The 25,250-nt window shown below is 69.3% G+C and carries 23 protein-coding genes; 11 read left to right on the top strand and 12 right to left on the bottom strand.

Annotated elements, in window-relative coordinates; all coding sequences use genetic code 11:
- The first annotated feature begins 8 nt into the window (after positions 1 to 8).
- The 6 genes from kstD to kstR all read left to right on the top strand — a co-directional run bounded on the left by kstD (position 9) and on the right by kstR (position 5,919).
- Positions 9 to 1,727 carry a 3-oxosteroid 1-dehydrogenase gene (kstD, locus tag G406_RS0127415; RefSeq protein WP_028936236.1) on the top strand — a complete coding sequence of 573 codons (1,719 nt, stop codon included), beginning with the start codon at positions 9 to 11 and terminating at the stop codon, positions 1,725 to 1,727.
- The gene (locus G406_RS0127410; RefSeq protein WP_028936235.1) at positions 1,724 to 2,902 is read left to right on the top strand and encodes a 3-ketosteroid-9-alpha-monooxygenase, oxygenase component; all 1,179 of its coding nucleotides are present in this window, start codon (positions 1,724 to 1,726) and stop codon (positions 2,900 to 2,902) included. Before kstD ends, G406_RS0127410 begins: the two co-directional genes overlap by 4 nt.
- Positions 2,899 to 3,174, top strand: coding sequence for a hypothetical protein (locus tag G406_RS50310; RefSeq protein WP_037078512.1), 276 nt, complete (start codon positions 2,899 to 2,901; stop codon positions 3,172 to 3,174). Before G406_RS0127410 ends, G406_RS50310 begins: the two co-directional genes overlap by 4 nt.
- Positions 3,167 to 4,246: a ferredoxin--NADP reductase gene (locus G406_RS0127400; RefSeq protein ID WP_028936234.1), complete on the top strand. Its 1,080-nt coding sequence runs from the start codon at positions 3,167 to 3,169 to the stop codon at positions 4,244 to 4,246. Before G406_RS50310 ends, G406_RS0127400 begins: the two co-directional genes overlap by 8 nt.
- A 40-nt stretch (positions 4,247 to 4,286) precedes the next feature.
- Complete coding sequence (locus G406_RS0127395; RefSeq protein ID WP_028936233.1) at positions 4,287 to 5,153, top strand: MaoC/PaaZ C-terminal domain-containing protein; 867 nt, start codon at positions 4,287 to 4,289, stop codon at positions 5,151 to 5,153.
- 133 nt (positions 5,154 to 5,286) lie between these two features.
- The gene (kstR, locus tag G406_RS0127390) at positions 5,287 to 5,919 is read left to right on the top strand and encodes a cholesterol catabolism transcriptional regulator KstR (RefSeq protein WP_028936232.1); all 633 of its coding nucleotides are present in this window, start codon (positions 5,287 to 5,289) and stop codon (positions 5,917 to 5,919) included.
- 100 nt (positions 5,920 to 6,019) lie between these two features.
- Here kstR and G406_RS0127385 read toward each other — a convergent pair whose 3' ends face one another.
- The 8 genes from G406_RS0127385 to cysD form a co-directional block, all read right to left on the bottom strand.
- On the bottom strand, positions 6,020 to 6,469 hold the full coding sequence (locus tag G406_RS0127385) for a universal stress protein (protein WP_028936231.1): 450 nt from the start codon (positions 6,467 to 6,469) through the stop codon (positions 6,020 to 6,022).
- 237 nt (positions 6,470 to 6,706) lie between these two features.
- On the bottom strand, positions 6,707 to 8,182 hold the full coding sequence (locus G406_RS50305; RefSeq protein ID WP_051342751.1) for a class I adenylate-forming enzyme family protein: 1,476 nt from the start codon (positions 8,180 to 8,182) through the stop codon (positions 6,707 to 6,709).
- Between the two features lie 3 nt (positions 8,183 to 8,185).
- Positions 8,186 to 8,641 carry an SRPBCC domain-containing protein gene (locus tag G406_RS0127375; RefSeq protein ID WP_028936230.1) on the bottom strand — a complete coding sequence of 152 codons (456 nt, stop codon included), beginning with the start codon at positions 8,639 to 8,641 and terminating at the stop codon, positions 8,186 to 8,188.
- Positions 8,638 to 9,417 carry an SDR family oxidoreductase gene (locus G406_RS0127370; protein WP_028936229.1) on the bottom strand — a complete coding sequence of 260 codons (780 nt, stop codon included), beginning with the start codon at positions 9,415 to 9,417 and terminating at the stop codon, positions 8,638 to 8,640. The genes G406_RS0127375 and G406_RS0127370 overlap by 4 nt, the downstream gene beginning before the upstream one ends.
- Complete coding sequence (locus tag G406_RS0127365) at positions 9,414 to 10,568, bottom strand: sulfotransferase family protein (RefSeq protein WP_037078509.1); 1,155 nt, start codon at positions 10,566 to 10,568, stop codon at positions 9,414 to 9,416. The genes G406_RS0127370 and G406_RS0127365 overlap by 4 nt, the downstream gene beginning before the upstream one ends.
- A complete protein-coding gene (locus tag G406_RS0127360; RefSeq protein ID WP_028936227.1) occupies positions 10,565 to 11,644 on the bottom strand; it encodes a DUF1214 domain-containing protein in 1,080 nt (359 codons plus the stop codon). Before G406_RS0127360 ends, G406_RS0127365 begins: the two co-directional genes overlap by 4 nt.
- Before the next feature lie 88 nt (positions 11,645 to 11,732).
- Positions 11,733 to 13,574, bottom strand: coding sequence for an adenylyl-sulfate kinase (gene cysC, locus G406_RS50300; protein WP_051342750.1), 1,842 nt, complete (start codon positions 13,572 to 13,574; stop codon positions 11,733 to 11,735).
- The gene (cysD, locus tag G406_RS0127350) at positions 13,574 to 14,491 is read right to left on the bottom strand and encodes a sulfate adenylyltransferase subunit CysD (RefSeq protein WP_028936226.1); all 918 of its coding nucleotides are present in this window, start codon (positions 14,489 to 14,491) and stop codon (positions 13,574 to 13,576) included. Before cysD ends, cysC begins: the two co-directional genes overlap by 1 nt.
- 161 nt (positions 14,492 to 14,652) lie before the next feature.
- Here cysD and G406_RS54615 point away from each other — a divergent pair, with 161 nt between their 5' ends.
- Positions 14,653 to 15,282 (top strand): TetR/AcrR family transcriptional regulator, encoded by a 630-nt coding sequence (locus tag G406_RS54615; RefSeq protein WP_169736796.1) that lies wholly within the window; start codon positions 14,653 to 14,655, stop codon positions 15,280 to 15,282.
- 5 nt (positions 15,283 to 15,287) lie between these two features.
- Here the strand turns inward: G406_RS54615 and G406_RS0127340 are convergent, their stop codons facing one another.
- Positions 15,288 to 16,769, bottom strand: a complete 1,482-nt coding sequence (locus tag G406_RS0127340; protein ID WP_028936225.1) for a hypothetical protein — start codon at positions 16,767 to 16,769, stop codon at positions 15,288 to 15,290.
- A 106-nt stretch (positions 16,770 to 16,875) separates the two neighbouring features.
- Positions 16,876 to 19,305: an ATP-binding protein gene (locus G406_RS0127335; RefSeq protein WP_169736795.1), complete on the bottom strand. Its 2,430-nt coding sequence runs from the start codon at positions 19,303 to 19,305 to the stop codon at positions 16,876 to 16,878.
- A gap of 133 nt (positions 19,306 to 19,438) precedes the next feature.
- Here G406_RS0127335 and G406_RS0127330 point away from each other — a divergent pair, with 133 nt between their 5' ends.
- Entirely contained in the window at positions 19,439 to 20,728 is a 1,290-nt protein-coding gene (locus G406_RS0127330) for a cytochrome P450 (RefSeq protein WP_037078506.1), read from the top strand.
- 122 nt (positions 20,729 to 20,850) lie between these two features.
- On the opposite strand, the gene G406_RS0127325 is transcribed toward G406_RS0127330, so the two are convergent.
- A complete protein-coding gene (locus tag G406_RS0127325; protein ID WP_028936222.1) occupies positions 20,851 to 21,705 on the bottom strand; it encodes a metal-dependent hydrolase in 855 nt (284 codons plus the stop codon).
- A 94-nt stretch (positions 21,706 to 21,799) separates the two neighbouring features.
- On the opposite strand from G406_RS0127325, the gene G406_RS0127320 reads away from it, so the two are divergent.
- Positions 21,800 to 22,471, top strand: coding sequence for a TetR/AcrR family transcriptional regulator (locus tag G406_RS0127320; protein WP_051342748.1), 672 nt, complete (start codon positions 21,800 to 21,802; stop codon positions 22,469 to 22,471).
- Here the strand turns inward: G406_RS0127320 and G406_RS0127315 are convergent.
- Positions 22,429 to 23,442, bottom strand: a complete 1,014-nt coding sequence (locus G406_RS0127315; protein WP_245607230.1) for an RNA polymerase subunit sigma-70 — start codon at positions 23,440 to 23,442, stop codon at positions 22,429 to 22,431. The genes G406_RS0127320 and G406_RS0127315 overlap by 43 nt on opposite strands.
- Positions 23,443 to 23,571: 129 nt before the next feature.
- On the opposite strand from G406_RS0127315, the gene G406_RS0127310 reads away from it, so the two are divergent.
- Positions 23,572 to 24,162, top strand: a complete 591-nt coding sequence (locus tag G406_RS0127310; RefSeq protein WP_028936219.1) for a dihydrofolate reductase family protein — start codon at positions 23,572 to 23,574, stop codon at positions 24,160 to 24,162.
- A 96-nt stretch (positions 24,163 to 24,258) separates the two neighbouring features.
- Positions 24,259 to 25,245: a quinone oxidoreductase family protein gene (locus G406_RS54610; protein ID WP_084216409.1), complete on the top strand. Its 987-nt coding sequence runs from the start codon at positions 24,259 to 24,261 to the stop codon at positions 25,243 to 25,245.
- Positions 25,246 to 25,250: the final 5 nt, after the last annotated feature.

The raw sequence follows: 25,250 nt of genomic DNA, 5'->3' as shown, positions 1-25,250 counted from the left end.
CAGGTGACATGCACGAGTGTGATGTGGTTGTCGTGGGCAGCGGCGCCGCCGGGCTGACCGCGGCGCTCACCGCGGCACACCAGGGATTGCGCGTCGTCGTGGTCGAGAAGGCCGACAAGTTCGGCGGCTCGACCGCACGCTCCGGCGGCGCTGTCTGGGTACCGAACAACTCGGTGCTGCTCGACGCGGGAGTCGAGGACACCCCTGATCGCGCCACCGCCTACCTGAAGAACCTGCTGGGCGACTCGGTACCGGAACCGAGAGTCACGGCGCTGCTGGACAACGGACCGGCGATGCTGGAGCTGGTCCGCGCACTCACTCCGCTCAAGTTCGCCTGGATCCCGGGCTACTCGGACTACTACCCCGAGCTCCCGGGCGGGATGCCGGGCGGGCGCAGCATCGAGCCCAAGCCCATGAACGGTCAGATTCTCGGCGACGAGCTCGCCCATCTGAACCCGCCCTACATCGGCACCCCGGGTGGCATCGCCGTCACCGCGGCCGACTACAAATGGCTCAACCTGATCGCCCGCCACCCACGTGGCGTACTGCGTGCCCTGCGGGTCGCCGGACGCCGTGTGCTGACGGCGCTGCGCCGCCACCACACCGTCACCTTCGGGCAAGCACTGGTCGCCGGCCTGCGCGCGGGGCTGATGAAGCTCGACGTGCCGGTCTGGCTCGACACTCCGTTGGTCGAGCTCCGCCGCGACGGCGACCGGGTGACCGGGGTGCTGGTGCGACGCGACGGAGCCGAGCTGGAGATTCGTGCCGCTCGGGGCGTCATCCTGGCCAGCGGGGGCTTCGAGCGCAACGCCGAGATGCGGGTCAAGTACCAGCGCTCGCCGATCGGCGCGGACTGGACCACCGGGGCGGCGAGCAACACCGGCGACGGAATCCTGGCCGGCGAGCGCATCGGCGCCGCGCTGGGACTGATGGACGACGCCTGGTGGGGCCCCTCCATCCCACTCACCGGCGGCCCGTACTTCTGCCTCTCCGAGCGCAGCCTTCCCGGGTGCATCCTGGTCAACGGGGCCGGCGAGCGGTACGTCAACGAGTCGGCGCCCTACGTCGACGCGGTCCACGCCATGTACGACGGTGAGGCCACCGGGGTCCCGCACATTCCGTCCTGGCTGATCGCCGACCAGCGCTACCGCAACCGGTACACCTTCGCCGGGCTGAGCCCCCGCCAGCCGTTCCCCGGCCGCTGGCGCAAGGCGGGCGTCGTGTACTCGGCCGCGACCCTCGAGGAGCTCGCCGCCCTGATCGACCTGCCGCCGGGCGCATTGCGGAACACCGTGGAGAAGTTCAACGTCGCCGCCAAGGCTGGTCGGGACGACCAGTTCAGCCGGGGCGAGAGCGCCTACGACCACTACTACGGCGACCCGACGCACCGCCCGAACCCGTCCCTCGCGCCGCTCGAGGTCGCACCTTTCCACGCGGTGAAGATCGTGCCGGGCGACCTGGGCACCAAGGGCGGCGTGTGCGTCGACGAACGAGCCCGCGTACTGCGCCCGGACGGCTCGGTCATCGCCGGCCTGTACGCGGCCGGCAACGTCAGCGCCTCGGTCATGGGCAACACCTACGCGGGCGCCGGTGGCACCATCGGCCCCGCGATGACCTTCGGCTACCTGGCCGCGATGGACATCGTGGCCACCGAGAACACCACCACCACCACCGAATCGGTCGAACCAGCCACCGAGGACCGAGCGAACACAGGAGGCGTGGCATGACTCAGCGCGAGGACGAAGTCCGGACCATCGACGTCGGCACGTCACCGACCCGGTACGCGCGCGGCTGGCACTGCCTCGGTCTCGCCGAGCCGTTCCGCGACGGCAAGCCGCATGCCGTGCACGCGTTCGGCACGAAGCTCGTGGTGTTCGCGGACAGCTCCGGCGACCTCAAGGTGCTGGACGGTTACTGCCGCCACCTGGGCGGCGACCTCACCCAGGGCACCATCAAGGGCGACGCCGTCGCGTGCCCGTTCCACGGCTGGCAGTGGGGTGGCGAGGGCCGCTGCGTCAGCATCCCCTACGCGAAGCGGGTCCCGCCGAGGGCACGCACGCGCAAGTGGCTGACCTGTGAGGAGAACAAGCAGCTGTTCATCTGGCACGACCCGCAGGGCCGCGAGCCGGGTCCGGAGCTCGCCATCCCCCGGATCGAGGGCGCGTTCTCCGAGGACTGGAGCGACTGGACCTGGAACTCGATCCACATCGAGGGCTCCCACTGCCGGGAGATCATCGACAACGTGGTGGACATGGCGCACTTCTTCTACGTGCACTTCGGCTTCCCGACGTACTTCAAGAACGTGTTCGAGGGTCACGTCGCCACGCAGTACCTGAACACCAGGGCGCGGCCGGACGTCGCATCCAACTCCGCCTACTCGGAGAAGGACGACGCCCTGCGGTCCGAGGCGTCCTACTACGGACCGTCGTACATGATCGACTACCTGACCCACGACTTCAAGGGCTTCCCGCTCGACGTCGTGTTGATCAACAGCCACTACCCGACCAGCCAGAACTCGTTCATGCTGCACTGGGGCGTCATCGTGCAGAAGCCGGCGGGGCTGAGCAGGGAACAGGCCAACAAGCTCGCGGCGAAGTTCTCCAAGGGCACCGAAGCCGGTTTCCTGCAGGACGTGGAGATCTGGAAGAACAAGACCCGGATCGACAACCCCCTGCTGTGCGAGGAGGACGGCCCGCTCTACCAGTTACGGCGCTGGTACGAGCAGTTCTACGTCGACGTCGAGGACGTCACCGAGCAGATGACCCAGCGTTTCGAGTTCGAGGTCGACACCTCCCACGCCGTGAAGACCTGGGAGAAAGAGGTCGAGGAGAACCTGGCACGCCAGGCCGAGGAGAGGCAGAAGGAGCAGGACACCGCCCAGCCGAGCGGACAGCCGACGTGACCGGCCCGATGCGTGCGCCGGACGAGCTCGCCGAACGCACGGCGGCCGACCGGCAGGCGTATCTGGAGGACGGCCTGTCCGACCTGAGCTGCCGCCGGTGCGACGGAGTGGTGCGGGTCAAGAAGAACAGCCTCGCCCACACCAGCATCCAGTGGACGACGGATGCGGTCAGCCGTTGCCCGGCCTACACCGGCCGGGACGGTTGCCCTCACCTGCAGCGGGAGGTCAGCGCGGCGCTCACGAGAGGACAGTTGGTGATACCCGGTGGCTGACGCCGCGACCACGTTCCACCGGCTCAGGGTCGCCGAGGTCCGCGAGGAGACGGCCGATGCCGTGTCACTGCGGTTCGAGGTGCCGGCCGAGCTGGCCGACACCTACGCCTACCGACCGGGCCAGTTCCTCACCCTGCGGATCCCGGAGTCGGGCGGCTCGTCGCTGGCCCGCTGTTACTCCCTGTCCAGCTCGCCGCACGACGGCAGCGACCTCACGGTCACCGTCAAACGGGTCGAGGGCGGGCGCGGTTCCGGCTGGCTGTGCGACAACGTGGTCGCCGGCAGCGAGCTGGACACACTGCCACCAGCCGGGACCTTCACGCCCCGCTCCGTGGACTCCGACCTGCTGCTGATCGCCGCCGGCAGCGGTATCACCCCGGTCATGTCGATCCTGCGCACCGTACTGGCCACCGGTAAGGGCAAGCTGGTGCTGCTCTACGCCAACCGCGACGAGCAGTCGGTCATCTTCGCCGAGGAGCTGCGTGAGCTCGCCGACGCCCACCCCGGACGACTGCAGGTGGTGCACTGGCTGGAGAGCCTGCAGGGCCTGCCGAGCAGGGCGCTGCTGGCCGAGCTGGCCCAGCCGTTCCGCGACCGGGAGGCGTTCCTGTGCGGGCCGACGCCGTTCATGGACGCCGCCAGCCACGCACTGCGCGACCTCGACGTGCCCCGCAAGAAGCTGCACATCGAACGGTTCGTGTCGCTGACCGAGGACCCGTTCGACACAGCAGAGGTCGCGGCGGAGGTCACTGCCGGCATCGAGGCGTCGGACTCCACGCCGGAGACGCACACGAGCGAAACGACCGTCGAGGTACAGCTGGACGGCGAGAAGCACACGTTCAGCTGGCCCTCCGGCACGCTGCTGCTCGACCTCCTGCGCGACAGGGGCCTGGATGCGCCGTTCTCCTGTCGCGAGGGAGCGTGCAGCGCGTGCGCCTGCCGGGTCACCTCCGGCGAGGTGCGCATGCGCCGCAACGAGGTACTCGACCGGACCGACCTCGACGAGGGGTACGTGCTGGCCTGCCAGTCGGACGCCGTCACCGACTCCGTCTCGATCACCTACGACGAATAGGCGTCCCCCCGAGCCCATTCCGCACCACACTGGAGCTGCCATGCCGATCGACCCCGAGCGCGCCCTGGGCGCCGAGCTGCCCGAGCGGACCTTCGATTGGACACCGTCCGATGTGCTGCTCTACCACCTCGGTCTGGGCGCGGGCGCCGATCCGATGGACCCCCGCGAGCTGCGCTACGCACTCGAGGACGACCTCCAGGTGCTGCCCACGTTCGGCGTCGTGGCGCCGACACTGCGCGAGACCGAGCCGCCGAAGGTCTCGATGCCGGGCATCGAGATCGACCTCGCGTCGGTGGTGCACGGCAGCCAGGAGATCACCGTCTCCGGCCAGCTCCCGACGTCGGGCTCCGGCGTCGCCCGAGGCCGCATCTCCGACCTGCAGGACAAGGGCCGGGCGGCGGTGATCGTGCAGGAGACGACCGTGACCGATGAGCTGGGCACCGCGCTGTGGACCGCGCGCTCCAGCATCTTCGCCAAGGGCGAGGGTGGCTTCGGCGGCTCGCGGGGCTCCACCGACAGGACCCCGCTGCCCGACCGTGCGCCGGACGTCGAGCTGCTCACCCCGACGCTCGCACGACAGGCGCTCTGGTACCGGTTGTGCGGGGACCGGAACCCGCTGCACGCGGACCCAGGGTTCGCCGCCCGTGCCGGGTTCGATCGGCCGATCCTGCACGGTCTGTGCACCTGGGGAATCGTGTGCAAGACCGTCGTCGACGGTCTGCTCGACGGCGACGTCGCACAGGTGCGCGGGTACCGCGCCCGCTTCGCGGGCATCGTGCTGCCCGGCGAGACCCTGCGCACGAAGGTCTGGCGGACCGATGACGGGTTCGCGCTGCTCACCACGGTCGTCGAACGCGACGAGGCGCCCGTGCTGAGCGACGCCTTCCTCACGCCCGCGAGTGTGTGAGTATTTGACTCAGCTCACAGGTGTCCTGGACCCCGGGACTGCAACAAGTTCCTATGCTGGACGGCACGCACGCCACACCGTTGGCCCAGCTGTGCGCCCTGGACCACGCACGAGCCGACAAGGATCGCCGCACATGACCGCAGAGCCACAGCCCGCCACGGGCGCGCTCGCCGAGAGCGATCTCAGCTCGCCGGCCCAGCGAAACCGCCGCACTCGCATCCTCGACGCCACCATGATGCTGGCGACCAAGGGCGGTTTCGACGCGGTGCAGATGAGAGCTGTTGCGGAACGCGCCGATGTCGCGCTCGGCACGCTGTACCGCTACTTCCCCTCCAAGATTCACCTGCTGGTGTCCGGTCTGATCAGGGAGTTCAGCCGCACCCTGGACAAGCTCGAACGATCACCGGTCCCTGGCGACACGGTGGCCGAGCGGGTGCTCTACGTTCTGGCCCACAACACCCGGTCGCTGCAGCGCGAGCCCATGCTCACCGAGGCGATCACCAGGGCGTTCATGTTCGCCGATACGTCGGTGACCGCGGAGGTCACCCAGGTCGACCGGCTGAGCGAACGCATGCTGACCGTCGCCGTCGGCATCACCGACCCGACGGAGGAGGACAAGGCGATCGCCAGGGTCATCACCGACGTCTGGATGGCGAACCTCATCGCCTGGATCACCCGCAGGGCCTCCGCGGACGACGTCACCCGCAGGCTGGAACTCACCGTGCGCCTTCTCATGAGCCCGCATTCCAGACCGGAGAAAAGCTAGCCCCCAGAAAGGTCCCGGGTCACCCGAGAAGGCGACCAGGGAATACACCGGCTTGTTTCGCCTCGGGGTCGCGACACTATTCATGACGCGGTTAGCGGATTCAGGAAGTGTGCACGATCAGTACGTCGATGTCCGCGCGACGGACGACGCCACGTGGCACGGAACCCAGGACCCGGCCGGCAAGAGTATTGAGACCGACATTGCCGACCACCACGAGATCCGCATCGGCCTCCCGTACGACCGTGTCGAGAACGTCGACCGGCGCGCCCTGCACAGCCCTGGTCTCGAGCCGCTGCACTCCGGCGTCCTTCGCCCGCGCCGCCGCGACACGCAGCGCCTCTTCCGCCGGCGCCGAGCCGACCACCTGGAACGACTCTGCGCCGAGCACATCGGCGGCCACTTCTACCTGCGCCCGGCGAGCGGGCTCGTACGCCGCGACCACCAGCAGCTCGGCGTCGCCGTCGGCCGCGATGGCGGCTGCCCGGTCGACCGCGACCAATGAGGTGTCCGAACCGTCGGAACCGACGACGATCCGCTTGAAAGCGCCCATCTTGAACCCTCCGCATCAAAGAATCTGGCGTCGACGGCCTCGCCAGAGACCTGTCGATGAGGGAAAACGAGCCGCTCTGCCCCTCCCAGCTCCGATGTTCCGATTAGAGCACAAGACGCCCGACGTCCAGGAGTGAACCGGCGGCACAGTGGGGCATCACACAGCGCTATGCCGCAAGCGCACCATTCCAGCCCCTTAATCGACATAAAATAGACGCAATAGCCCAGATGGAGAAGGCTATTCGGCGGCGGCGCCGAACATCTTGACCAGATCGACGTTGCTCACCTTCAGCGAGGGCGTCCTCGGCAGCCGGTCGACGACCCGGACCTGCGCGGGCACCTCGTAGGGCAGCAGACGGTCCCGGCACAGCCGCATCAGCTCGTCCGGAGCCGGGACGGACACACCGGCGCGGACCTCGACCGCCGCGACCGGAACCTGCCCGCGCCGCTCGTCCGGAAGGGCGACCACCGCCGCCTCCCGGACCGAGGGATGGCTCTCCAGCACGTGGACAACTGCGGCCGGGTCGATCTTGAAGCCACCCCGGACGATCGTGGCGTCGGCCCGGCCCAGGATGTACAGGAAGCCGTCCGCATCGAGCCTCGCCAGGTCGGTCGTCGCGGTCCATTCGTCCGGTCTGCCAGGCGCCTGTTCCGTACGCACCTCGAGCCGGCCGGGAACGTCCTCGGCCACCGGCGTGCCGGTTTCGTCGACCACCCGCAGCTCGACCCCCGGCTCCGCCCTGCCGACGCTCCCCCGCTTCGTCGTCCGGTACTCCTGGTGGTCGGCCAGGGACCAGCCCGCGACGGCACCGCAGAACTCGGTGGCGCCGTAGACCGGCAGCACCGGGATGCCGAATCGAGCGGTGAACCCCTCAGCGAGCGCGGGGTCCAGCGCCGCCGTTCCCGACTTGATCATCAGCAGGCTGGCCAGCCGTTCCTTCGCCACGTCCGATTCCAGCAGCATGTGGATACCGGCAGGGACGACGCCGGTGCCCTTCGGCCGGTACCGCTCGACGGCGGCCGCCCACGGCTGGACCTCGAACCGTTCGAGCAGGACGGTCGCGCGCCCGTTGTCCAGCGCCATCAACAGACTCCACAGACCGCCGATGTGCACGAGCGGGGTCGCCGTGATGCTCACGTCGTCGGACAGTCGCGGCTCCACCGAGGGCTGTCCCCCCGATCGCAGCGACCTCGTCAGCTGCCGGTACCCCAGGCCGACCCGCTTCGGTGGGCCGGTCGTGCCCGAGGTCAACATCTCGACCGCGACACCGGGCAGCGCGTCCTCGCCCCTCGGCGCATCCCTCACGACGTCGACCGATCCGTCCCGGTGGAGCCGGTAGCCGCGCAGCGGCAGGTCCTCGCCGTCGAGACGGTCCCACACCGAGGGCGAGGCGACCAACAGCCGTAGACCGGAGGCTCGCAGGTCGGCGACCAGCCGGGGAGTCGGCTGCAGGGGGCTGACCGTGGTCAGGCAGCGCTCACGCCCCAGGACCGCGATCACCGCGCCGACGAACTCTGGCCGGTTCTCCAGCACCACCCCGACCCGTTGGCCGGCGCCGCCGTCGCACCGCTCGTCCACCGCACGGGCCACGTCGGTGACCTGCCCCCAGGTCCACCATTGCTCGGCGACACACACCGCGCGCCGGTCACGATCGACCTGACACAGGCTCCACAACTGCTCCGCCAGCGGCCACGCGTGGTCGTCACGGTCCACGTACTACCTCGCGGCCCACAGTTGCTCGGCCCGGACGCGCAACGCCTCGGCGACCGAGTCGAACCCCGCCTTCACCCACGGGCCCGATTTCTCCATGACCCAGGCTGCGTGCTCACCGCTGAACGTGTCGGTGGTGACGTAGCTGCACCGTGCCGGCGCCAGCTGCTCGATCCACTGATCGCGCACCGCGAACATGCCGGGCATCTCCTCTCCGGTGTCGTAGCGCAGCAGCCGGGGACGATCGACCACCCTGATGTACTCGCGGTTGACGAACGTCCCCGGTGAGCCGTCCGGGTTCGGCAGGGTCAGGTCGATCGGCTCACCGACGACCAGGGTGGTCGCGACCTCCACGGTGTACGGGTTCCATTCGGGATAGCGCCGGTAGTCGATCAGCACGTCCCAGACGAACTCCGAGGGCGCCCCGATCTCCACCGTGACGGACTCGACCGTGTACCTCACGGCATGTACTCCCCGCCGTTGACGTCCAGCGTCGCGCCGGTGACCTCCGAGGACAGGCTCGACAGCAGGAACAGCACCGATCCGGCGCAGGCTGCGGAGGTGGGAATGCGATCGAGCGGGTTGCGTGACGCGATCTCCCGGTATACCTCGTCCTCGGTGATGCCCCGCTGCTCGGCCGTCATCTTCAGGTAGTAGCGGACGCCGGGGCCGTCGAGCCAGCCCATGATCGCCTGGTTCGCGCGGATGTTGTGCTCGCCCAGCTCCAAGGCGAGGAAGTGTGTCGCCGAGGTCAGTGCCGCCTTGGCCAGCGCGTAGCCGCCCTCACCCCGCATGGGCTTGCGGGTGGTCATCGTGCCGATGTTCACGATCGACCCGTGACCGGCGGCCTTCATGTGCGGCACGCAGGCCCGGCTGACCTCGAGCGTGCCGTACAGGATGACGTCCATGGTCCGGCGAAGCTGCTTGTCCGGGGTGTCGAGCAGGTCGTGGAAACCGGGGTGCGCATACGCGGAGTTCACCAGCCCGGTGATGCGTCCGAAGCGGTCCACGGCGGTCGACACGAGCCGCTGCACGTCCTCCGGTCTGCGTACGTCGCAGGACACCGCGACCGCGTCACCACCGGCGGCGGCGATCTCCTTCACCGCCTGGTCCATGACGTCGGTGGAGCGGGCGGCCATCACGACCTTGGCCCCCTCGGCGGCCGCGCGGGTCGCCAGGTGGACCCCGAGCCCGGCACCGACGCCGGTGATCACCACGACCTCGTCGGACAGGATCACAGGTACTCCTCCGTGTAGAAAGCGAAGTCACGCTCCAGCTCGCGCGTCGACAGACCGAAGTCCTCGGCCGTGTACGTGTGTGCGCCGTGTGATTCCGTGCGGTTGCGCTCCAGATAGGCCTCGAAGGCAGCCCCGTCCTGCGCGTCGCCGGTCAGCCCGACCTCGTCGAGCACCCGACGAGCCTGTGCGACCGGATCGGTCGTGATGTCGGCGAAGCGAACATCGACGAACCGGTCGGGCCGGGTGGCCCGCACCGAGGCGAACTCGCGCAGGCTCGCTTCGAACCGCCGGTGCCAGTAGCGGCCGATCCGCACCGGGTCGATCTCGTCGCTGTACTGGCCCGAGATCGTGCGCACCATCGACGCGTAGGACGGCACCGCGCTGGTCGGCGACCGGTGCGTCATCACGATCTTGGCGTCGGGGAAGGTGTCGAGTACCGGGTTGATGGCTGTGAGGTGGTGCGGCGACTTGAGCACCCAGCGTCGTCCGGCGCGAGCCGGGTCCTGCCAGCGGAGTACCTGCAGCCATTCGCGCAGCTCGGCGTAGGCCTTCGTCTGGTCGGCACCGCGCAGCCAGTCGCCGTAGCCCGGAACCCAGTAGAACGAGTCGTAGCTCATCGAGGTGAACGACCGGTCGACGAGGATGACCTCTTCCTCCGGACCGTCCCACTCCACCGTGTGCACGGCACCGAAGTCCGGTGACATCTGCAGGAACAGCTTCTCCCGCTCCTGGGCACGGTGCTTGCGCTCGGCCGCGTCGGGCCCCTCGCCGGGGAACGGGATCGGGTAGGTGACCTCCCAGGACAGTGTCGCGGTGAGCTTCGGCGACGCGGCGAGCAGCCGGTGCATGAGCGTCGACCCGGTGCGCGGCAGCCCGAGGATCACCGCGGCGACCGGCACCTCGGTATCCAGGATCTCCGGGTGCTCACGCTGCAGGGCCCGCAACCTCAGCCGGTCGACCAGCAGCGCGGTGAGCCGCCGTCTGCTCAGTTCCAGGCCCAGCGGGGACAGCCGGGCCTCGGTGTTGATGCTGCCGACCAGCACGTCGAGCGGTTCGCGGAACCACTCGTCGCCGAAGTCGCTCAGCCCGCTCTTCACCTGAGCGGCGTCCACGAGTACGTCGGCGGACAGACCGGTGGATACCGGGGTCATCCCTGTGCCTTTCCGATCAGCGAGTCGAGCGGGACCACCCGGCAGGTGGGCAGCGGGTGGGTGTCCGCGCCGAGCCAGCGCAGCAACGCGGTCCCGGTCTCGTGCCCGCAGGTGTCGATCCAGTTACCGACGCCCGCGTCGCGCTCCGCGACCACCAGGGTGAGTCGTCCGTCGGCGTCGAGCGTCGCGGTGTGCTTGTTGACGGTGATCCGTCGCCGATGGTCCATCGACTCCATCCACCAGTTGTCCAGCTGGAAGTTCCAGTACGGACAGTCCGGCACGTCGGTCTCGATCACCCAGGCTTCGCCGGGACCCAACGCCCAGTAGCCGTGCAGGTAGAAGATCTCCGGGTCGCCGCCGGCGCGCTGGAACATCTCCTGGCCGAAGTCGGGCAGCTCGTTCGGGCGGGTCATGAACAACGTCGTCCAGTGCGCGAAGGTGGCGGCGGTCCCGTGCACCCCCAGCGCCGCTCGCCGCAGCGCCTTGGCCAGCGCCTCGGGCGTCAGCTGCGCCGGTTCGATCGCCTGGCCGATCCGCTCGATCCGCCAGTCCCCCGGCGTCTCGCTGTCTCGATCGAGGTAGGACTGGCGAACCACGAGCCCTGTCGAGTCAGGGGCGAGCGGCAGCCAGTTGCGCCCCTGGCGCCGGGCGCTCGCGATGATCTCGACGGTGCCGTCCGGCTCGTCGACCAGCTCGGCGTCGGTGAGTTCGCCGGTCGAGGCCATGGTGCCGTCCTTGGCGTACCGGTTGGCCTTGGAACCGATGCTGAAGTAGCTGATGGTGCCCCGCGTTCCGGTGATCCGGTACTCGCGGTCGCCCCGGATGGTCGCCGACAGGTAGACGTTGTCGGGGTTGTCGGCCCCCATCTTCACCAGGTCGAGCTCGTGGAAGCGGGGGAAGTCGGGGTCGGCGTTGTCGACGCAGGAGTACAGCATCTCCCTGGTCAGCCTGCTCAGGTAGCGAATGCCTTCGGCCTGGTCCAGTGCCGTCGTGGGCGTGCCGTCGCCCAGCACGACCTGTCCGGCCTGCTCCAGCGCCCGGCAGAACCGCGACCATGCCTCACTAGGTTGCGTCACGCCGGCCTCCCCGAATTGAAACAGGTTCTAGCCAGAGACCCTACCGCGAACTGGACAACGTTCAATACCAGTGGCCCACTCCGCTGGGTCACTGAAGGACTCCCCGCTCGCGCAGGTGATCCACGACGATGCGCGCGGCGTCTTCCGGGGCCACCGCCGTGGTGTCGAGCCGAACATCGGGGTTCTCCGGGGGTTCGTACGGGGAGTCGATGCCGGTGAAGTTGGGCAGCTCCCCCCGGCGCGCCTTCGCGTACAGCCCCTTCGGATCACGTTGTTCGGCCACCTCGAGCGGAGTGTCCACGTACACCTCGCAGAACTCCGCCTCCTCGACGAGGCCGCGCGCGAGCCCCCGCTCCGCGCGGAACGGGGAGATGAACGAGACCAGCACGATCAGGCCGGCATCCACCATGAGCGCGGACACCTCGGCGATCCGCCGGATGTTCTCCACCCGGTCCGCATCGGTGAAGCCGAGGTCCGAGTTCAGACCGTGCCGCACGTTGTCGCCGTCGAGCAGGAACGTGCGCCTGCCGTCCGCGTGCAGCGCCCTCTCCACCAGGTCCGCGACCGTGGACTTGCCGGCACCGGACAGGCCGGTGAACCACACGACACACGGCCGGTGACCGGCCTGCTCCACGCGGGCTGCCTTGTCCACCTCGAGCCGCTGCCAGCGCACGTTCGCCGAACGGCGGAGGGCGAAGTCGATCATCCCGGCGCCGACGGTGGCATTCGTCAACCGGTCAAGGACGATGAAAGAGCCGAGGTCGCGGTTGGTCCGATACGGCTCGAACGCCACCGCGGTGTCGAAGTGGACGTTGGCGACCCCGATCTCGTTGAGTCGGAGCGTTCTCGCCGGCGCTCGGCGCAGCGAGTCGATCTCGATCCGGTGCTTGGGCGCTTCGGCGGTGAACCCCACGGTCCGGGCGCCGACCTTGGCCAGGTAACGACGCCCCGGCAGCAGCTCGTCGGCGCCGAGCCACACGAGGTGCGCCTGGAACGCGTCCGACACCTCGGTCGGATGCTCCGCGGCCACCAGCACATCGCCTCGGCTCGCGTCCACCTCGTCCGCGAGCACCACCGTCACCGACCTGCCCGCCGAGGCCGACGCCAGGTCACCGTCCATGGTCACGATCCGGTCGACCGTGGAGACGGCGCCACCGGGCAGCACCTGGACCCGCTCGCCGGCGCGCAACACACCGTGGAGGACGCGGCCCGAGTAGCCGCGGAAGTCCGAGGACGGCCGGTTGACCCACTGCACGAGCATGCGCGCGGGACCATCGGAGTCGACCACCTCGGAATCGGCGTTCTCCAGCCACTCAAGGACGGTCGGGCCGTCGTACCAGGGCGTGCGCTCGGATCTGGCCACGACGTTCGCGCCGTCTACCGCGCACACCGGAACGCACTCGACCCCGGTGATGGCGAGCTCCTTCGCCAACGTGCGGAACTCCTCCGCGACCTCGGTGAAGACCTCCGAGGAGTAACCGACCAGGTCCAGTTTGTTGACCGCGAGCAGGACCTGCCGGACCCCCAGCAGTGCCACCAGGTGCAGGTGCCTGCGAGTCTGGGCGAGCAGACCCGCGCGGGCATCGACCAGGATCACCGCCGCGTCGGCCGTGGAGGCCCCGGTCACCATGTTGCGCGTGTACTGCTCGTGCCCGGGGGTGTCGGCGACGACGAAGCGGCGACGGTCGGTCTCGAAGAAGCGGTAGGCGACGTCGATCGTGATGCCCTGCTCCCGCTCGGCGGACAACCCGTCGACCAGGAGGGCGAAGTCGAGGTCGGCACCGCGGGTGCCGACCCGCTTCGAGTCGGCCACCAGGGTGTCGAGCTGGTCGGCGTGCAGCAGCTTCGACTCGAACAGGAGCCTGCCGATCAACGTGCTCTTGCCGTCGTCGACGCTGCCGCACGTGATGAACCGGAGAAGAGCGGGCATCAGAAGTACCCCTCCTGCTTCTTGCGCTCCATCGAGCCGCTCCGGTCCCTGTCGATCACTCGGCCATGGCGTTCCGACGTCGTGACGGCACGCATCTCCTCGACGATCTCGTCCACGGTGGTCGCGGTGCTCTCCATCGCGCCGGTGAGCGGATAACAACCGAGGGTCCGGAACCGGACAGTCCGCTCGCGCACCTGCTCACCCTCGGCGAGCGGCAGGCGGTCGTCGTCGACCATGATCAGCACGCCGTCCCGCTCCACCACCGGCCGCGGCCGCGCGAAGTACAACGGCACGATCGGGATCGACTCACGCTGGATGTAGCGCCAGACGTCCAGCTCGGTCCAGTTGGACAGCGGGAACACCCGGATGTTCTCGCCCGGGTGGGTGCGTGCGTTGTAGAGCCGCCAGAGCTCTGGTCGCTGGTTCTTGGGGTCCCAGCGATGCTGCGCCGTGCGGAACGAGAACACCCGTTCCTTGGCCCGGGACGCCTCCTCGTCTCGTCGCGCTCCCCCGAAGGCGACGTCGAAGCGGTGCTCGTCGAGCGCCTGGCGCAACCCTTGGGTCTTCCACATGTCGGTGTGCATCGCGGAACCGTGCTCGTGCGGGCTGATGCTCAGCTCCACACACTCCGGGTTCTGGTGCACGATCAGGCGCAGCCCGAGCCGCTCGGCCGTCTCGTCCCGGAACGCGATCATCTCGTGGAACTTCCAGGTGGTGTCCACGTGCAGCAGCGGGAACGGCAACGGACTCGGGTGGAACGCCTTGCGCGCCAGGTGGAGCAGTACCGAGCTGTCCTTCCCGATCGAGTACATCAGGACAGGACGTTCGCTCTCCGCCACAGCCTCGCGGAAGATGTCGATGCTCTCCGCCTCGAGCTGATCCAGCTGGTCGGCCCGGTTCGCCATCGTCGTCGTCACAGTCCGCACCCAGCGAGCGCGACACTCAGCCGCGTGGCCAGCTCGGCGTCCGACCAGTACATCGCTGTGGACATGCCAGGACGGTAACACGCATTCTGAACAACGTTCAATACTACTTTGAACGTTGTTCAACGACTTTCGGCACGCGGTAGCATCCGATGGTGAACAGCGGCACGAACTCCCGACAGACCGCATGGGGCGATGCCGAGGGCCGGCATCGGGACATCCTCGCCTCGGCGGAGGACCTCCTCGCCGAATCCGGTTACTCCGCACTGACCATGCGCGCGATCGCCGCCGGCGCCGGCGTCAGCTCAGGCACCGTCTACCAGTACTTCACCGGCAAGGAAGACGTCTTCGCGGCGCTCATGGCACGACGGCTGGACAGCATCCGGGAGACCCTGGAGAACGTCGACCGACGACGCGGCGTCGCGGGTGTGCTGAGCACGGTGTTACCGCAGATCACCGAGATGTGGGAGCGCCTGGGTCGGTCGGCGCCCCAGTGGGAGGCGAAGGTCCTCGCCGAAGGACGGCGCAGCAAGGGACTGATGAGCTCGGCTGCCGTGTACCGCAAGACGATCGACGCGCTCGGCCGCACGCTCGCCGAGGCCGCCGCGGCCAGCGACCAGGTTCTCCTCGACGCCCCGGCCGTGCCGTTCTGGGTCTGGGACTCGTTGATCGGCCTGTCCGACGACCTGCTGCACGGTGGCGCCGCGCAGGGCGGAGTGCGGTCGGAGGAACTCATCGAGTTCGCCACCACCGCGATTCAGCGGAGCATCGTCGTCCCCGCGTGACCCGCTCACCAGCGGCAGATGTCGGGGCCGTCCGCCGAGGTGAGCGCCCGGAACGCGAGCAGCCGATGCTGCCACCACGGTAGGGGCGCGCCCAGCTCCGGGTCGGTCAGGGCGTTGTCCACCACGTGAGGCACCCCGCCCCGCTGGAACTCCAGGTGGACGTTCGACACCCCACCGTCACGCCAGTCGGCCACGGTACGCCGCAGCTCCAGCCAGGGAATCGTGGTCGGCGGTGTCTCCGTGGCCCACTGCGGCTCGACCACCACATCATCGTCGCTGTCCGTGTGCAGGTCGACTGTCGTGAGCGTGACCGTGTCACGCAGGTACGGGATCACCTGCAGGCTCGCCAGGCCCGGCACCAGGTGGTTGGTCCTTCCCTGCTCGGTGTGGAGATTGCTGAACATCGAGAAGCTGGCGACGGTCTTGAGTCCCAGGTACGGCGCCAGCCCGTTCACGAACACGAGCAACGGCACGAGCAGTAGCACGACGGGCCGCGGCCGGTAGCCGGTGGCCGGTCCCCTGTCCGCGAAGCACGCGCGCAGCAGCTGGACCAGCAACGGGAGGACCGAGACGTACCAGGCCACGACGATCAGGACATGCCAGACGGCGGCGTGCGGACCGCTCCGGGCACCGGTCAGGCCCGCCACGATCGCCATCAACAGGTGAATCCCGAACGCGACGAGCGCGATCCGGCGCGTTCGGTCGGACCGGCCGACCAGCCCGGCGAAGACCCGGGTCGGGACGAACAGCAGGTAGAGCGCGAACACCGTGGTCGAGAAGTCCCAGAACGTCGCCGGGGCCAGCACCAGGTGGAAACCGATCCCGAGCAGGAGGCCCCAGCGCCTGCACCTCGGTACCGCCAAGAGCGCCAGGATCGTCGCCTCGACCAGCACCGTGCCGATGGCCGCGCCCTGCACCATCACCGGAGGTATGGCGAACCCGAGGCCGTTCTTCGTGAACAGATCACCCAGCAGCGTGCCCGCGCACGACGTGGCCGGGTCGAAGAACGCAGTGTTGATCTTATCGAACACGGTGAACAGGTAGACGACCAGCAGGACCAGCCCGACCGGGGTCCTGGCCGCACGAAACCAGCGGACCAGGAAGTCCTCGTCACCCTGCCTCGCGCGCCTGGTCGCCCAGACGTGCAGCGCCGCCGCACCGAACCCGAGCGCGACGAACAGGCTCACCACCGTGTGGTTCGCCGCATCGGGCAGGCTCAGCGCTCCGGTCACCCCCGCTCCGGCGACGAACACCCCGAACGCCAACGCGGAAGTCGGGTACGCCAGTACCGGAAGGCCGAAGGCCAGCACGCCGAGCACCCCGAGCGGCTGGCTGTCGCTGTAGTGCGCGGCGGCGGCGAAGACCCAGAGCATGCCGAACCACCGCAGCTGCTCCCGCGTGCCGAGCAGCTCGAGCTCGGCCGGCCCACCGTCGCTGCTCGGCTCCACCGCGTCCTGCGTCGCCGACACCCCGGCCTTGCTCGTCATCGCCGTCCACCCTCCCGGTGGCCGCGTGTCGCCCGAGCCACTCACTTCGGACAACGACCGGCCACCAGGACAGGTTGTCGACCGTTCCGCCGAATGCGGTCGCGGATCATTCTGCCCCGCTTGCCCCGGGGTACCTCTGGGCGTACCAGACAGCGAGTTCCTGGCGGCTTCGGAGGCCACGTTTCAGGAAGATGTTCCTGACGTGTGTCTCGACCGTTCGTTCCGAGATCACCAACGCCCGCGCGATCTCGGTGTTGCCGCGTCCCGCCGCGACCAGAGCGGCTATCTCGCGCTGCCTGGTGGTCAGCTGCTCGGTGCGAAGATCCTCCGGCTTGCCGACCGGGGTGGCCGGCTGAGGGGTCCGCTCGCCCAGGGCAAGAGCCAGGACGGCGTGGTAGGCCTCCGGTTCGGTCGCTCGTGCGAACCGCCCCTCTTCGAATGCCCGCAGGTAACGCTCCTGTCCCAGCACCCGCTGCACGGTCGATATCGCGTCCGTGGTGCTGGTGTGGAACGGGCCGAGCCCGCCCAGGCGCACTCCGGCTCGTTCGCACAGCCTGCTGCCTCCGCCGAGCACTCGCGCGACGTCCTCGGCGATGGAGGTGTCCGTGTCCGCCGTGGTCGTCCCCGGGGTGAGCTGCGCGGCCAGTGCCCAGGCCACCGCGTACGTTCCCCACACCGGGCCCCAGTGGTCCCCGATCTCACGTTGGTCACGCAGCGACTCGCGCAGGAAGCTCAGTGCACGCTTCGGGTCCCGGCGACGTAGCTGGGCCAGTCCCATCGCCCATCTGGCCCAGGAGATCTGCCAGGCGGACTCACGACGCAGCGCGTGGTCGAGACACCGCTGGGCGGTGACCAGCGTGTCCTCCGCCTCGCCGACGAACCCGCCCGCGATCGACAGGAGCAGCTCGATCATCGCAAGGTCGGCATCCGGTGCGCCGGCGCCGCGCAGCGCGTCCAGGACCGACCGAAACGTCGCTATCGATCCCGGATCGTTGCCCACGAGCAGCGCGTACGCACCGTCGAGGAACTCGATGGCCGGTTCCACATCCGTATCGCCCGCCGTGGCGTCCCGACACCGCGTGAGAAGGCGTGACGCCTCGTCGGAATCGCCCTGGCACAGGCTGATCCATCCCGCGGTCGCCATCGCGGTGACCCTGGGCCCGCCCGCCGGGGCCCGCTCGACGGTGCGCTCCAGCCACGCGCGGCCCTCGCCCGGCCAGCCGGCGAAGTACCAGATGCGCAAGCCCGCGAGGCTCAGCGCGATCCGCAGGCTCCGCTCCGGGCCGTCGCGGCCTGTCCCGTCGTCACCGGTCTCGTCGTCCTCGGCGAGGCCGTACTCCATCGCGGCGCGCAGGTTGGGCAGCTCGGACCTGGCCCAGTCGAGCAGCTCGACTTCGCGGACGCTGAACCAGCACCGGGCGGCCTCGGCTGCCCGCTGTTCGTAGAAGTCACGATGACGGCGCTGGAACGCCCGATGCTGACCGCGCAGGACGAGCGCCCGGACTCCGTAGTGGCGCACGGTGTCCAGCTGGCGGTATCTGGTGCGCGCGCCGGCACTGTCCACGACGAGCAGCGAACGGCGCACCAGCCCAGCGATGCTGTCCAGCACGTCCGCGTGGTCGATCCCGTGACCGCCGCACACCGCTTCGGCCGCCTCGAGGGTGAACCCGCCCACGAACACGGAGATGCGCTCCCACAGCAGCCTCTCCCGTTCGTCACACAGCTCGTAGCTCCAGTCGAGGACCTTGCGCAAGGTCCGATGGGTGGTCGGCCCGTGTCTCGGCCCTCCGGTGAGCAGCTCGAAACGGTCGTCAAGACGGGCGATGACCTGCTCGACGGACAGCGCCGTGAGCCGCCCGGCGGCGAGTTCGATGGCCAGCGGGATGCCGTCGAGCAGGCGACACAGCTCGCCCGCCCGGTGCTGATCCTCTGCCGTCAACGGGGCGCCCAGCTCGGCGGCCCGCTGACGCAGTAGCTCGACCGCCTCACCGCCACCTGCTCCTGAGGGATCGTCGTCGTCCGGGACGGTCAGCGGCGGCACATGGCTCACCTGCTCACCGGGGCAGCCGAGCACCTCGCGGCTGGTCGCCAGTACGTGCAGGTCGGGCACCGTCCGCAACAGATGGGCGATCAGGACCCCGGCCTCCTCGACGAGGTGCTCGCAGTTGTCGACGACCAGCAGGCAGTGGCGACCCCTCAGGTGCTCGACCAGTCTCTCCCTGGGCCGTTGCGCGGAGAAGTCGGTGACCCCGAAGGCCCCGGCCACGGTCTGTTCCACCAGCGCCGCGCCCGCGCTCGGCGGCAGGTCGGCCAGCTCCGCCAGCCACACCCCGTCCGCGTAGGCGTGCCGGACCTCACGCGCCAGTCGCAACGCCAACCGTGTCTTGCCCACGCCGCCGACACCGACCAGGGTGACCAGCCGCGCCTGCGCCAGGAGCTTGCGCCCCTGCCTGATCGCGTGCGCACGACCGACGAACCCGGCCACTTCGGCCGGCAGGTTTCCCACCGTCCGTCCGCGACCCCGACGCCCAGCCATGACCGGACAGTAGGCCATGTCCGGTGGACCGGCCGCCGACATCAGGGGCGCTCTACGGGTTTACGCGGATGCAGAGCTCGACCGAGGTCGACGACGATCAGCGCTCGGGCCACGTCGAGAAAAGAGACCACCGATGGCGAACGACACGGCTGTGACGACCTCGATGGCGAACCTGCGTGCTCACTGCTCGCAGGACGTGTCCTCGACCCGGTTCTGGCGACTGACCTCGGAGCAGCGGGACGAGACGTTCGCGCGGCTGCGCGAGCGAGAGCCTGTCTCCTGGCAGCGCCCGGTCGAGGACGCGGTATCCCCGGACCCCGACGACCCCGGTTACTGGGCGGTGGTCCGGCACACCGACATCGTGACCGTCAGCAGGGACCACCGGACCTTCGTCTCCGGCCATGGCGTGCAGTTCGACCTGCTGCCCACCGAGGTGCTGGAGATGTCGCAGTCCTTCCTCGCCATGGACCCGCCCCGTCACGACCGGCTTCGCCGACTGGTCTCGGCCGCGTTCACGCCGAAACGGATCAGCGTTCTCGACGATCATGTCCGGACGGCGGCGCGCGAGGTCGTGGACGGGTTCGCCCGGGAGACCGGCGAGATCGACTTCGTCGAGCGGTGTGCGGCACAGCTGCCGGTGCGGGTGTTCGCCGACATGTTCGGGGTGCCCTACTCCCTGCGTGGCTCCGTCCGCGAGGGCGCGGCCGCGATCATGGCGTGGGCCGATCCCGAGTCGCTCGCCGGTCGCTCCCCGGCCGAGTTGCAGATGACCGGCTGTACCACGTTGCACGGCATCGCCTCGGAACTCGTCGCGTGGCGCCGGAAGACGCCGACCGACGACCTGTTCTCAGGGCTCGTCCACGCACGGATCGACGGTCAACAGCTCACCGATGCCGAGATCGGCGCGTTCTTCGTCCTGATGGCGGTGGCCGGCACCGACACCACCACACACACCGCATCGCTCACGGTCAAGGCGCTGGGCGACGCCCCCGACCAGCGGGACTGGTTGCTCACCGACTACGACGCCCGGATCCACACGGCGGTCGAGGAGTTCATCCGGTTCGCCTCGCCGGTCATGACATTCCGGCGGACCGCCACCCGGGAGACCACGCTCGGCGGACAGACCATCCAGCCGGGCGAGAAGGTGGTGATGTTCTACTCCTCGGGGAACCGCGACACCGCGGCGTTCCACGAGCCGGCCCGGCTCGATCTGTCGCGCAACCCCAATCCGCACGTCGGCTTCGGCGGTGGGGGCATTCACTACTGCCTCGGCAACCAGCTCGCGCGCACCACTCTGCGCGAGCTGTTCCGGCAGCTGCTCACCCGGCTCCCGGACCTGAGTGCCGGAGAACCGGACCTTCTGGGCACGAACTTCATGCGAGGCGTGAAGCGGCTCCCGGTGACGTTCACCCCCGAGAGGTGACCGGGCGGTCACAGGAGACGATCAGCGCTGGTGAAGACCCGTGAGTGCCGCAGCCGCCTAGAGGCGGCCGCGGCACTCACGGGTGCGGTCCATGCGGGTACGCAGGCTTGCTACGGTGCGGCCTACTTCAGGTGGTCGACCAGGCTTCCCTCCGCGCCGAACAGCTCGACCTTCCACCGCTCCAGCAGCTCGGTGGCATCGATGTCGTCCGGGTGGAAGCCGACCCGGTTGTACGCCCGCACGTGCTCCAGCATGTCGCGGGTCAGGAACGGCGAGTGCCGCAGCCGGGCCAGGCTGCGCAGCAACCGCACCGGGTTGTACGCGGCACGGTCACCCGCGAGGGAGATCGCCGTGAGTACGACGACGATCGGCACGAACAGCGCATTGGTCAGTCGCATCGTGTTGATCCGCAGGCGCTCGCTGCCGCCGACCGTCCGGTACACGTCGAATGCGACCGTCTTGTGCTCGGACTCCTCCAGCGCGTGCCACAGCAGGACCGAGCGGACCTCGTTCTCCCCGAGCAACGCCTGAGCCTCCGGCTTGCGCAGCAGGCACTCCGCGATGGTCGCGGTGTAGTGCTCCAGCGCCGCGGTCACGGCGAGCTGGAACTTCTGCCGGAACAGCCGGTCCGACCTGATCATCAGGTAGTGCGTGAACCGGTCGACCATCCGTGTCGGATAGCCCATGTCGTGCAGCCGGTCGTTGAGGGCGCGGTGCTCACGGCCGTGGGTCACCTCTTGGCCGATGAAGCCGGAGACCTGCTTCTTCAGCTCCGGGTCCGTGACCTGGTCGGCATATCGGCGGACCGACCGGATGAAGAAGTCCTCACCTTCCGGGAACAGCCCGGACAGCACCGCGACGATGTGGCTCATCACGAGGTCGCCCTGCACGTAGTGCCGGTCGAGCGAGCCGGTCGGATAGCTGAACGCGATCCGCCGCGTGCGCACCGTGCGTGCGGGGATGGACTTGCCGGTCATGGTGGGCCTCCCGGGACGATGATGTAGGTCACTTAAACGCATGTAACAAACACTGTCAAGATGTAAACCTGTCACGCCGACTAGCATTGCCGCCATGCTGACCGGTGCGAACCAGACCGAGGACGGCGCCGGCGGCGCGGACCTCCTGCGGCGGGCGTTGGATGTCGAACCGTCCGGGGACCACACGGCGCACCGGATTCTGTCCGCCGCTTACGAGCAGGCGGAGGACTTCGGCCTGCGCCGCTTCACGATCGACGAGGTGGCTCGCCGTGTCGGGATCTCCCGGGTCACGCTGTACCGGCACTTCCCCAAGAAGGACGCGCTGCTCGACGCCCTGCTCATGCGGGAGATGCGACGGTTCCTGACCAAGCTGGACACGGTGATCGACGCTCAGCCTACGAGCGAGGCGAAGCTGGGCGAAGGTGTGCTGTTCTGCCTGGAGTTCCTGCGTGGGCACCGGCTGTTGTCCCGGCTGCTGCGCACCGAGCCCGAACTGATCCTGCCGCACCTGACGACCAAGGGCGGCCCGATCATCGCCGCCGCCAGGAGCTGGATCGCCCGGCTCATCCGTAACGAGGTCACGGCCGGTCGGATCGCCCTGCCGGACCAAGACGTCGAGATGCTCGCCGAGCTGCTCGTCCGCACGGTGATCTCGCTGGTGATCAGCCCGGAGACGGTCCTGCCCGTGGACTCACCCGAGGGCAGACGCCGGTTGATCGAGCTCTACGTCGCGCCCGTGGTCGCCTCGCTGCGTCCCGGAAGCTGACCGGGCAGCCCGAACCATGGGAGCACGGACTTCTCGAACCGGCTCATGGCACGGATCCGACCGGCCCCGAGGGTGAGGACGTAGAGGCCGGCGCCCTCGCTGACGCCGGTCGGCGAGCGGAGATAGGCGCCGAACGCGGGTTGGCCGTTGGCCCGGGTCGGCGCGAGGTCGAACCGACGTCCGGCATCGAAGATGCCCGCGCAGAAGCAGGCCACGACGTCCCGGCCCTGGTACTCGAAGGGCATCGGCGGCATCGACAGGAACACGTCGTCGGTCAGCAGCGCCACGAGTGCCGGGACGTCGGCGGACTCCCATGCCCGGACGAACGCCGCCGCGATCACATTCTCGGCCCCCGCTCCCGGCCCGGGCTCTGCTGTCGGCCGGTCCCGCAGAGCGGAACGCGCGCGCTTGAGAGCACCCTTGACGGCCTCGACGCTCACGCCCAGCATCTCGGCGACCTCCGCGGCGGGGAACCCGAGAACGTCGCGCAGTACGAGTACGCCGAGCTGGCGCGGCGGCAGGTGTTGCAGTGCGGTCACGAAGGCCAGCGAGATCGATTCACGCTGCTCGTAGCGCGCTTCGGGACCGAGCGGCGCGGCCACAGCGGCATCCACGAGGACGTCGGGGCACGGCTCCAACCAGGGCATGTCGCCCAACCTCGTGGGTTCGGGCGGTTCGACACCCGGCACGTCCCACGCCGCGGCCCGGCGTCGGGCAGCCGACCGACGCATGTTCAGGCACCGGTTCGTCGCGATCCGGTACAGCCAGGTGCGCAGCGAGGCTCGCTCCTCGAACCGCGCGAAACCCTGCCACGCCGAGAGCAACGAGTCCTGCACCGCGTCCTCGGCATCCTGTAGCGAACCGAGCATCCGGTAGCAGTGCACCTGCAGCTCACGGCGGAACGGCTCGGTCAGCTCGCGGAACGCCTCGCCGTCGCCGGCCCTCGCCCGTGCCATCGCCTCGCCGCGCACCCGTCACCTTCCTCCGCTCGTGCCTCATGAGTATGGACACCGGCCGACGCGGCGAAGGGGCTGCGCCGGGCGCCCCTTCGATGATTCTCGCGGTGTCTGCCTCGGTGTCGCCGACGGAGGAGATCGAGAATGGGCAGGATCATCATCAGCGAGAACATCACGCTCGACGGCGTGGCCGCGGACCCGACCGGCGAGGAGGGTGTCGCGGGCGGCGGCTGGTTCGACCAGATCAGCGCACCCGACCGGGAGGCGTGGGCGGAACTGGAGTACGAGGAGGCCGTGGAGGCAGACGCGCTGCTCCTGGGCCGGCACAGCGACTCGTGGTTCGCCGAGCGATGGCTCACGAGACAGGGCGAGTGGGCCGACAGGCTGAACGGCCTGCCCAAGTACGTCGTGTCCAGCACCCGCACGGAACCCGCCTGGAGCAGCTCGACACCCCCACACGGCAGGGTGCTCGGCAACGACGTCGTGGACGAGGTCTCGCGCCTCCGACGCGAACTGGCCGGGACGATCGTCGTCTACGCCAGCATCCGACTCGTGCGCACGCTCCTAGAGCACGACCTCGTCGACGAACTCCGGCTGGTCGTATTCCCCATCGTGCTCGGGACGGGCGAGGGCCTGTTCGACGGGGTGAGCACCGCGACAGATCTGCGTCTCGTCGAGACCAGGGGCGTCGGCGACGGTCTCGTCCTGCTCATCTACCGCCCCTGCACCACGTAGCCCCTTCACCGGCCGCCGACGCTCCGCTCTCCGGAATAGCCGCCCGGATCGCGCTGTTGGCGCACCAGGGCACCCCCGATCGGTGAGAGAGGCACGATGCGCGCGGTAGTGGTCACGACACCCGGGTCGACGGACTCGTTGGAGCTGGTCGAGCTGGCGATCCCCGCGCCGGGGCCCGGCGAGCTCACCATCGATGTCGAGTACGCGGGCGTCGGTTTCGTCGACACCCTGTTCCGCTCCGGCGCCCTGGCGCTGCCCACCCCGTTCACCCCCGGCATCGAGGTCACCGGCCGGGTGCGTGAGGTCGGCCCGGACGTCACCGGCTTCGAGCCGAGGCAGCTGGTGGCGGCGCTGCTCAACGACTTCGGCCGTGGCATGCGCGCCGGCGGGTACGCCGAGGTGGCGACCGCCCACTCCACGATGGCGGCCGTTCTGCCCGAGGGCGCCGACCTGGCGCGCATCGCCGGCGCCGCGATCAACGGGGTCACCGCCTGGATCGCCCTGCACGACCTCGCGCGGCTCGGCGTTCACGACGACGTGCTGGTCCTCGGGGCCAGTGGTGGCCTGGGCGGAATCACCGGCCGCCTCGCGGCGATCCGCCCCGCGCACCGGGTCATCGGAGTGATCGGGCGGCCGACGGCACACGTGTCCGAGGCCGCCACCTGGACGGACGTCGTTCTCGCCGCCGAGCTCGACACAGCCGTCGACGAGCTCACCGGTGGACGTGGCGTCGACGTCGTGATCGATCCGGTCGGCGGCGATCAGCGCACCATCGCGTTCGCGAAGCTCGCTCCGTTCGGTCGCCACATCGTGCTCGGCAACGCCAGTGGCCATGACCCGGCGCTGTCCGGCGATGCCGCCTGGCACGGCACCCGGCTGCTGCAGGGCCTCAGTCTGGGCGCGGTCGCGCATCTCGTCCCTCAGCAGGTCGGGGCGGCGCTGTCCGCCGTGGTCGACCTCATCCACCGGGGCGTGCTGGTCGAACCCGCCCCCTCGGTGCTCCCACTGGAACGAGTCGCGGAGGTCCATCAGGCCCTGGAGGATCGGACCGCTCCGGCCAAGACGGTGCTCGCGCTGCGTTGACCCGC

Origin of the sequence: Actinospineispora spinosispora DSM 44797 (assembly GCF_000429025.1) — a bacterium.
GTDB classification, from domain to species: Bacteria; Actinomycetota; Actinomycetes; order Mycobacteriales; family Pseudonocardiaceae; genus Pseudonocardia; species Pseudonocardia spinosispora.
This window is presented reverse-complemented; position numbering and strand designations above follow the sequence as displayed.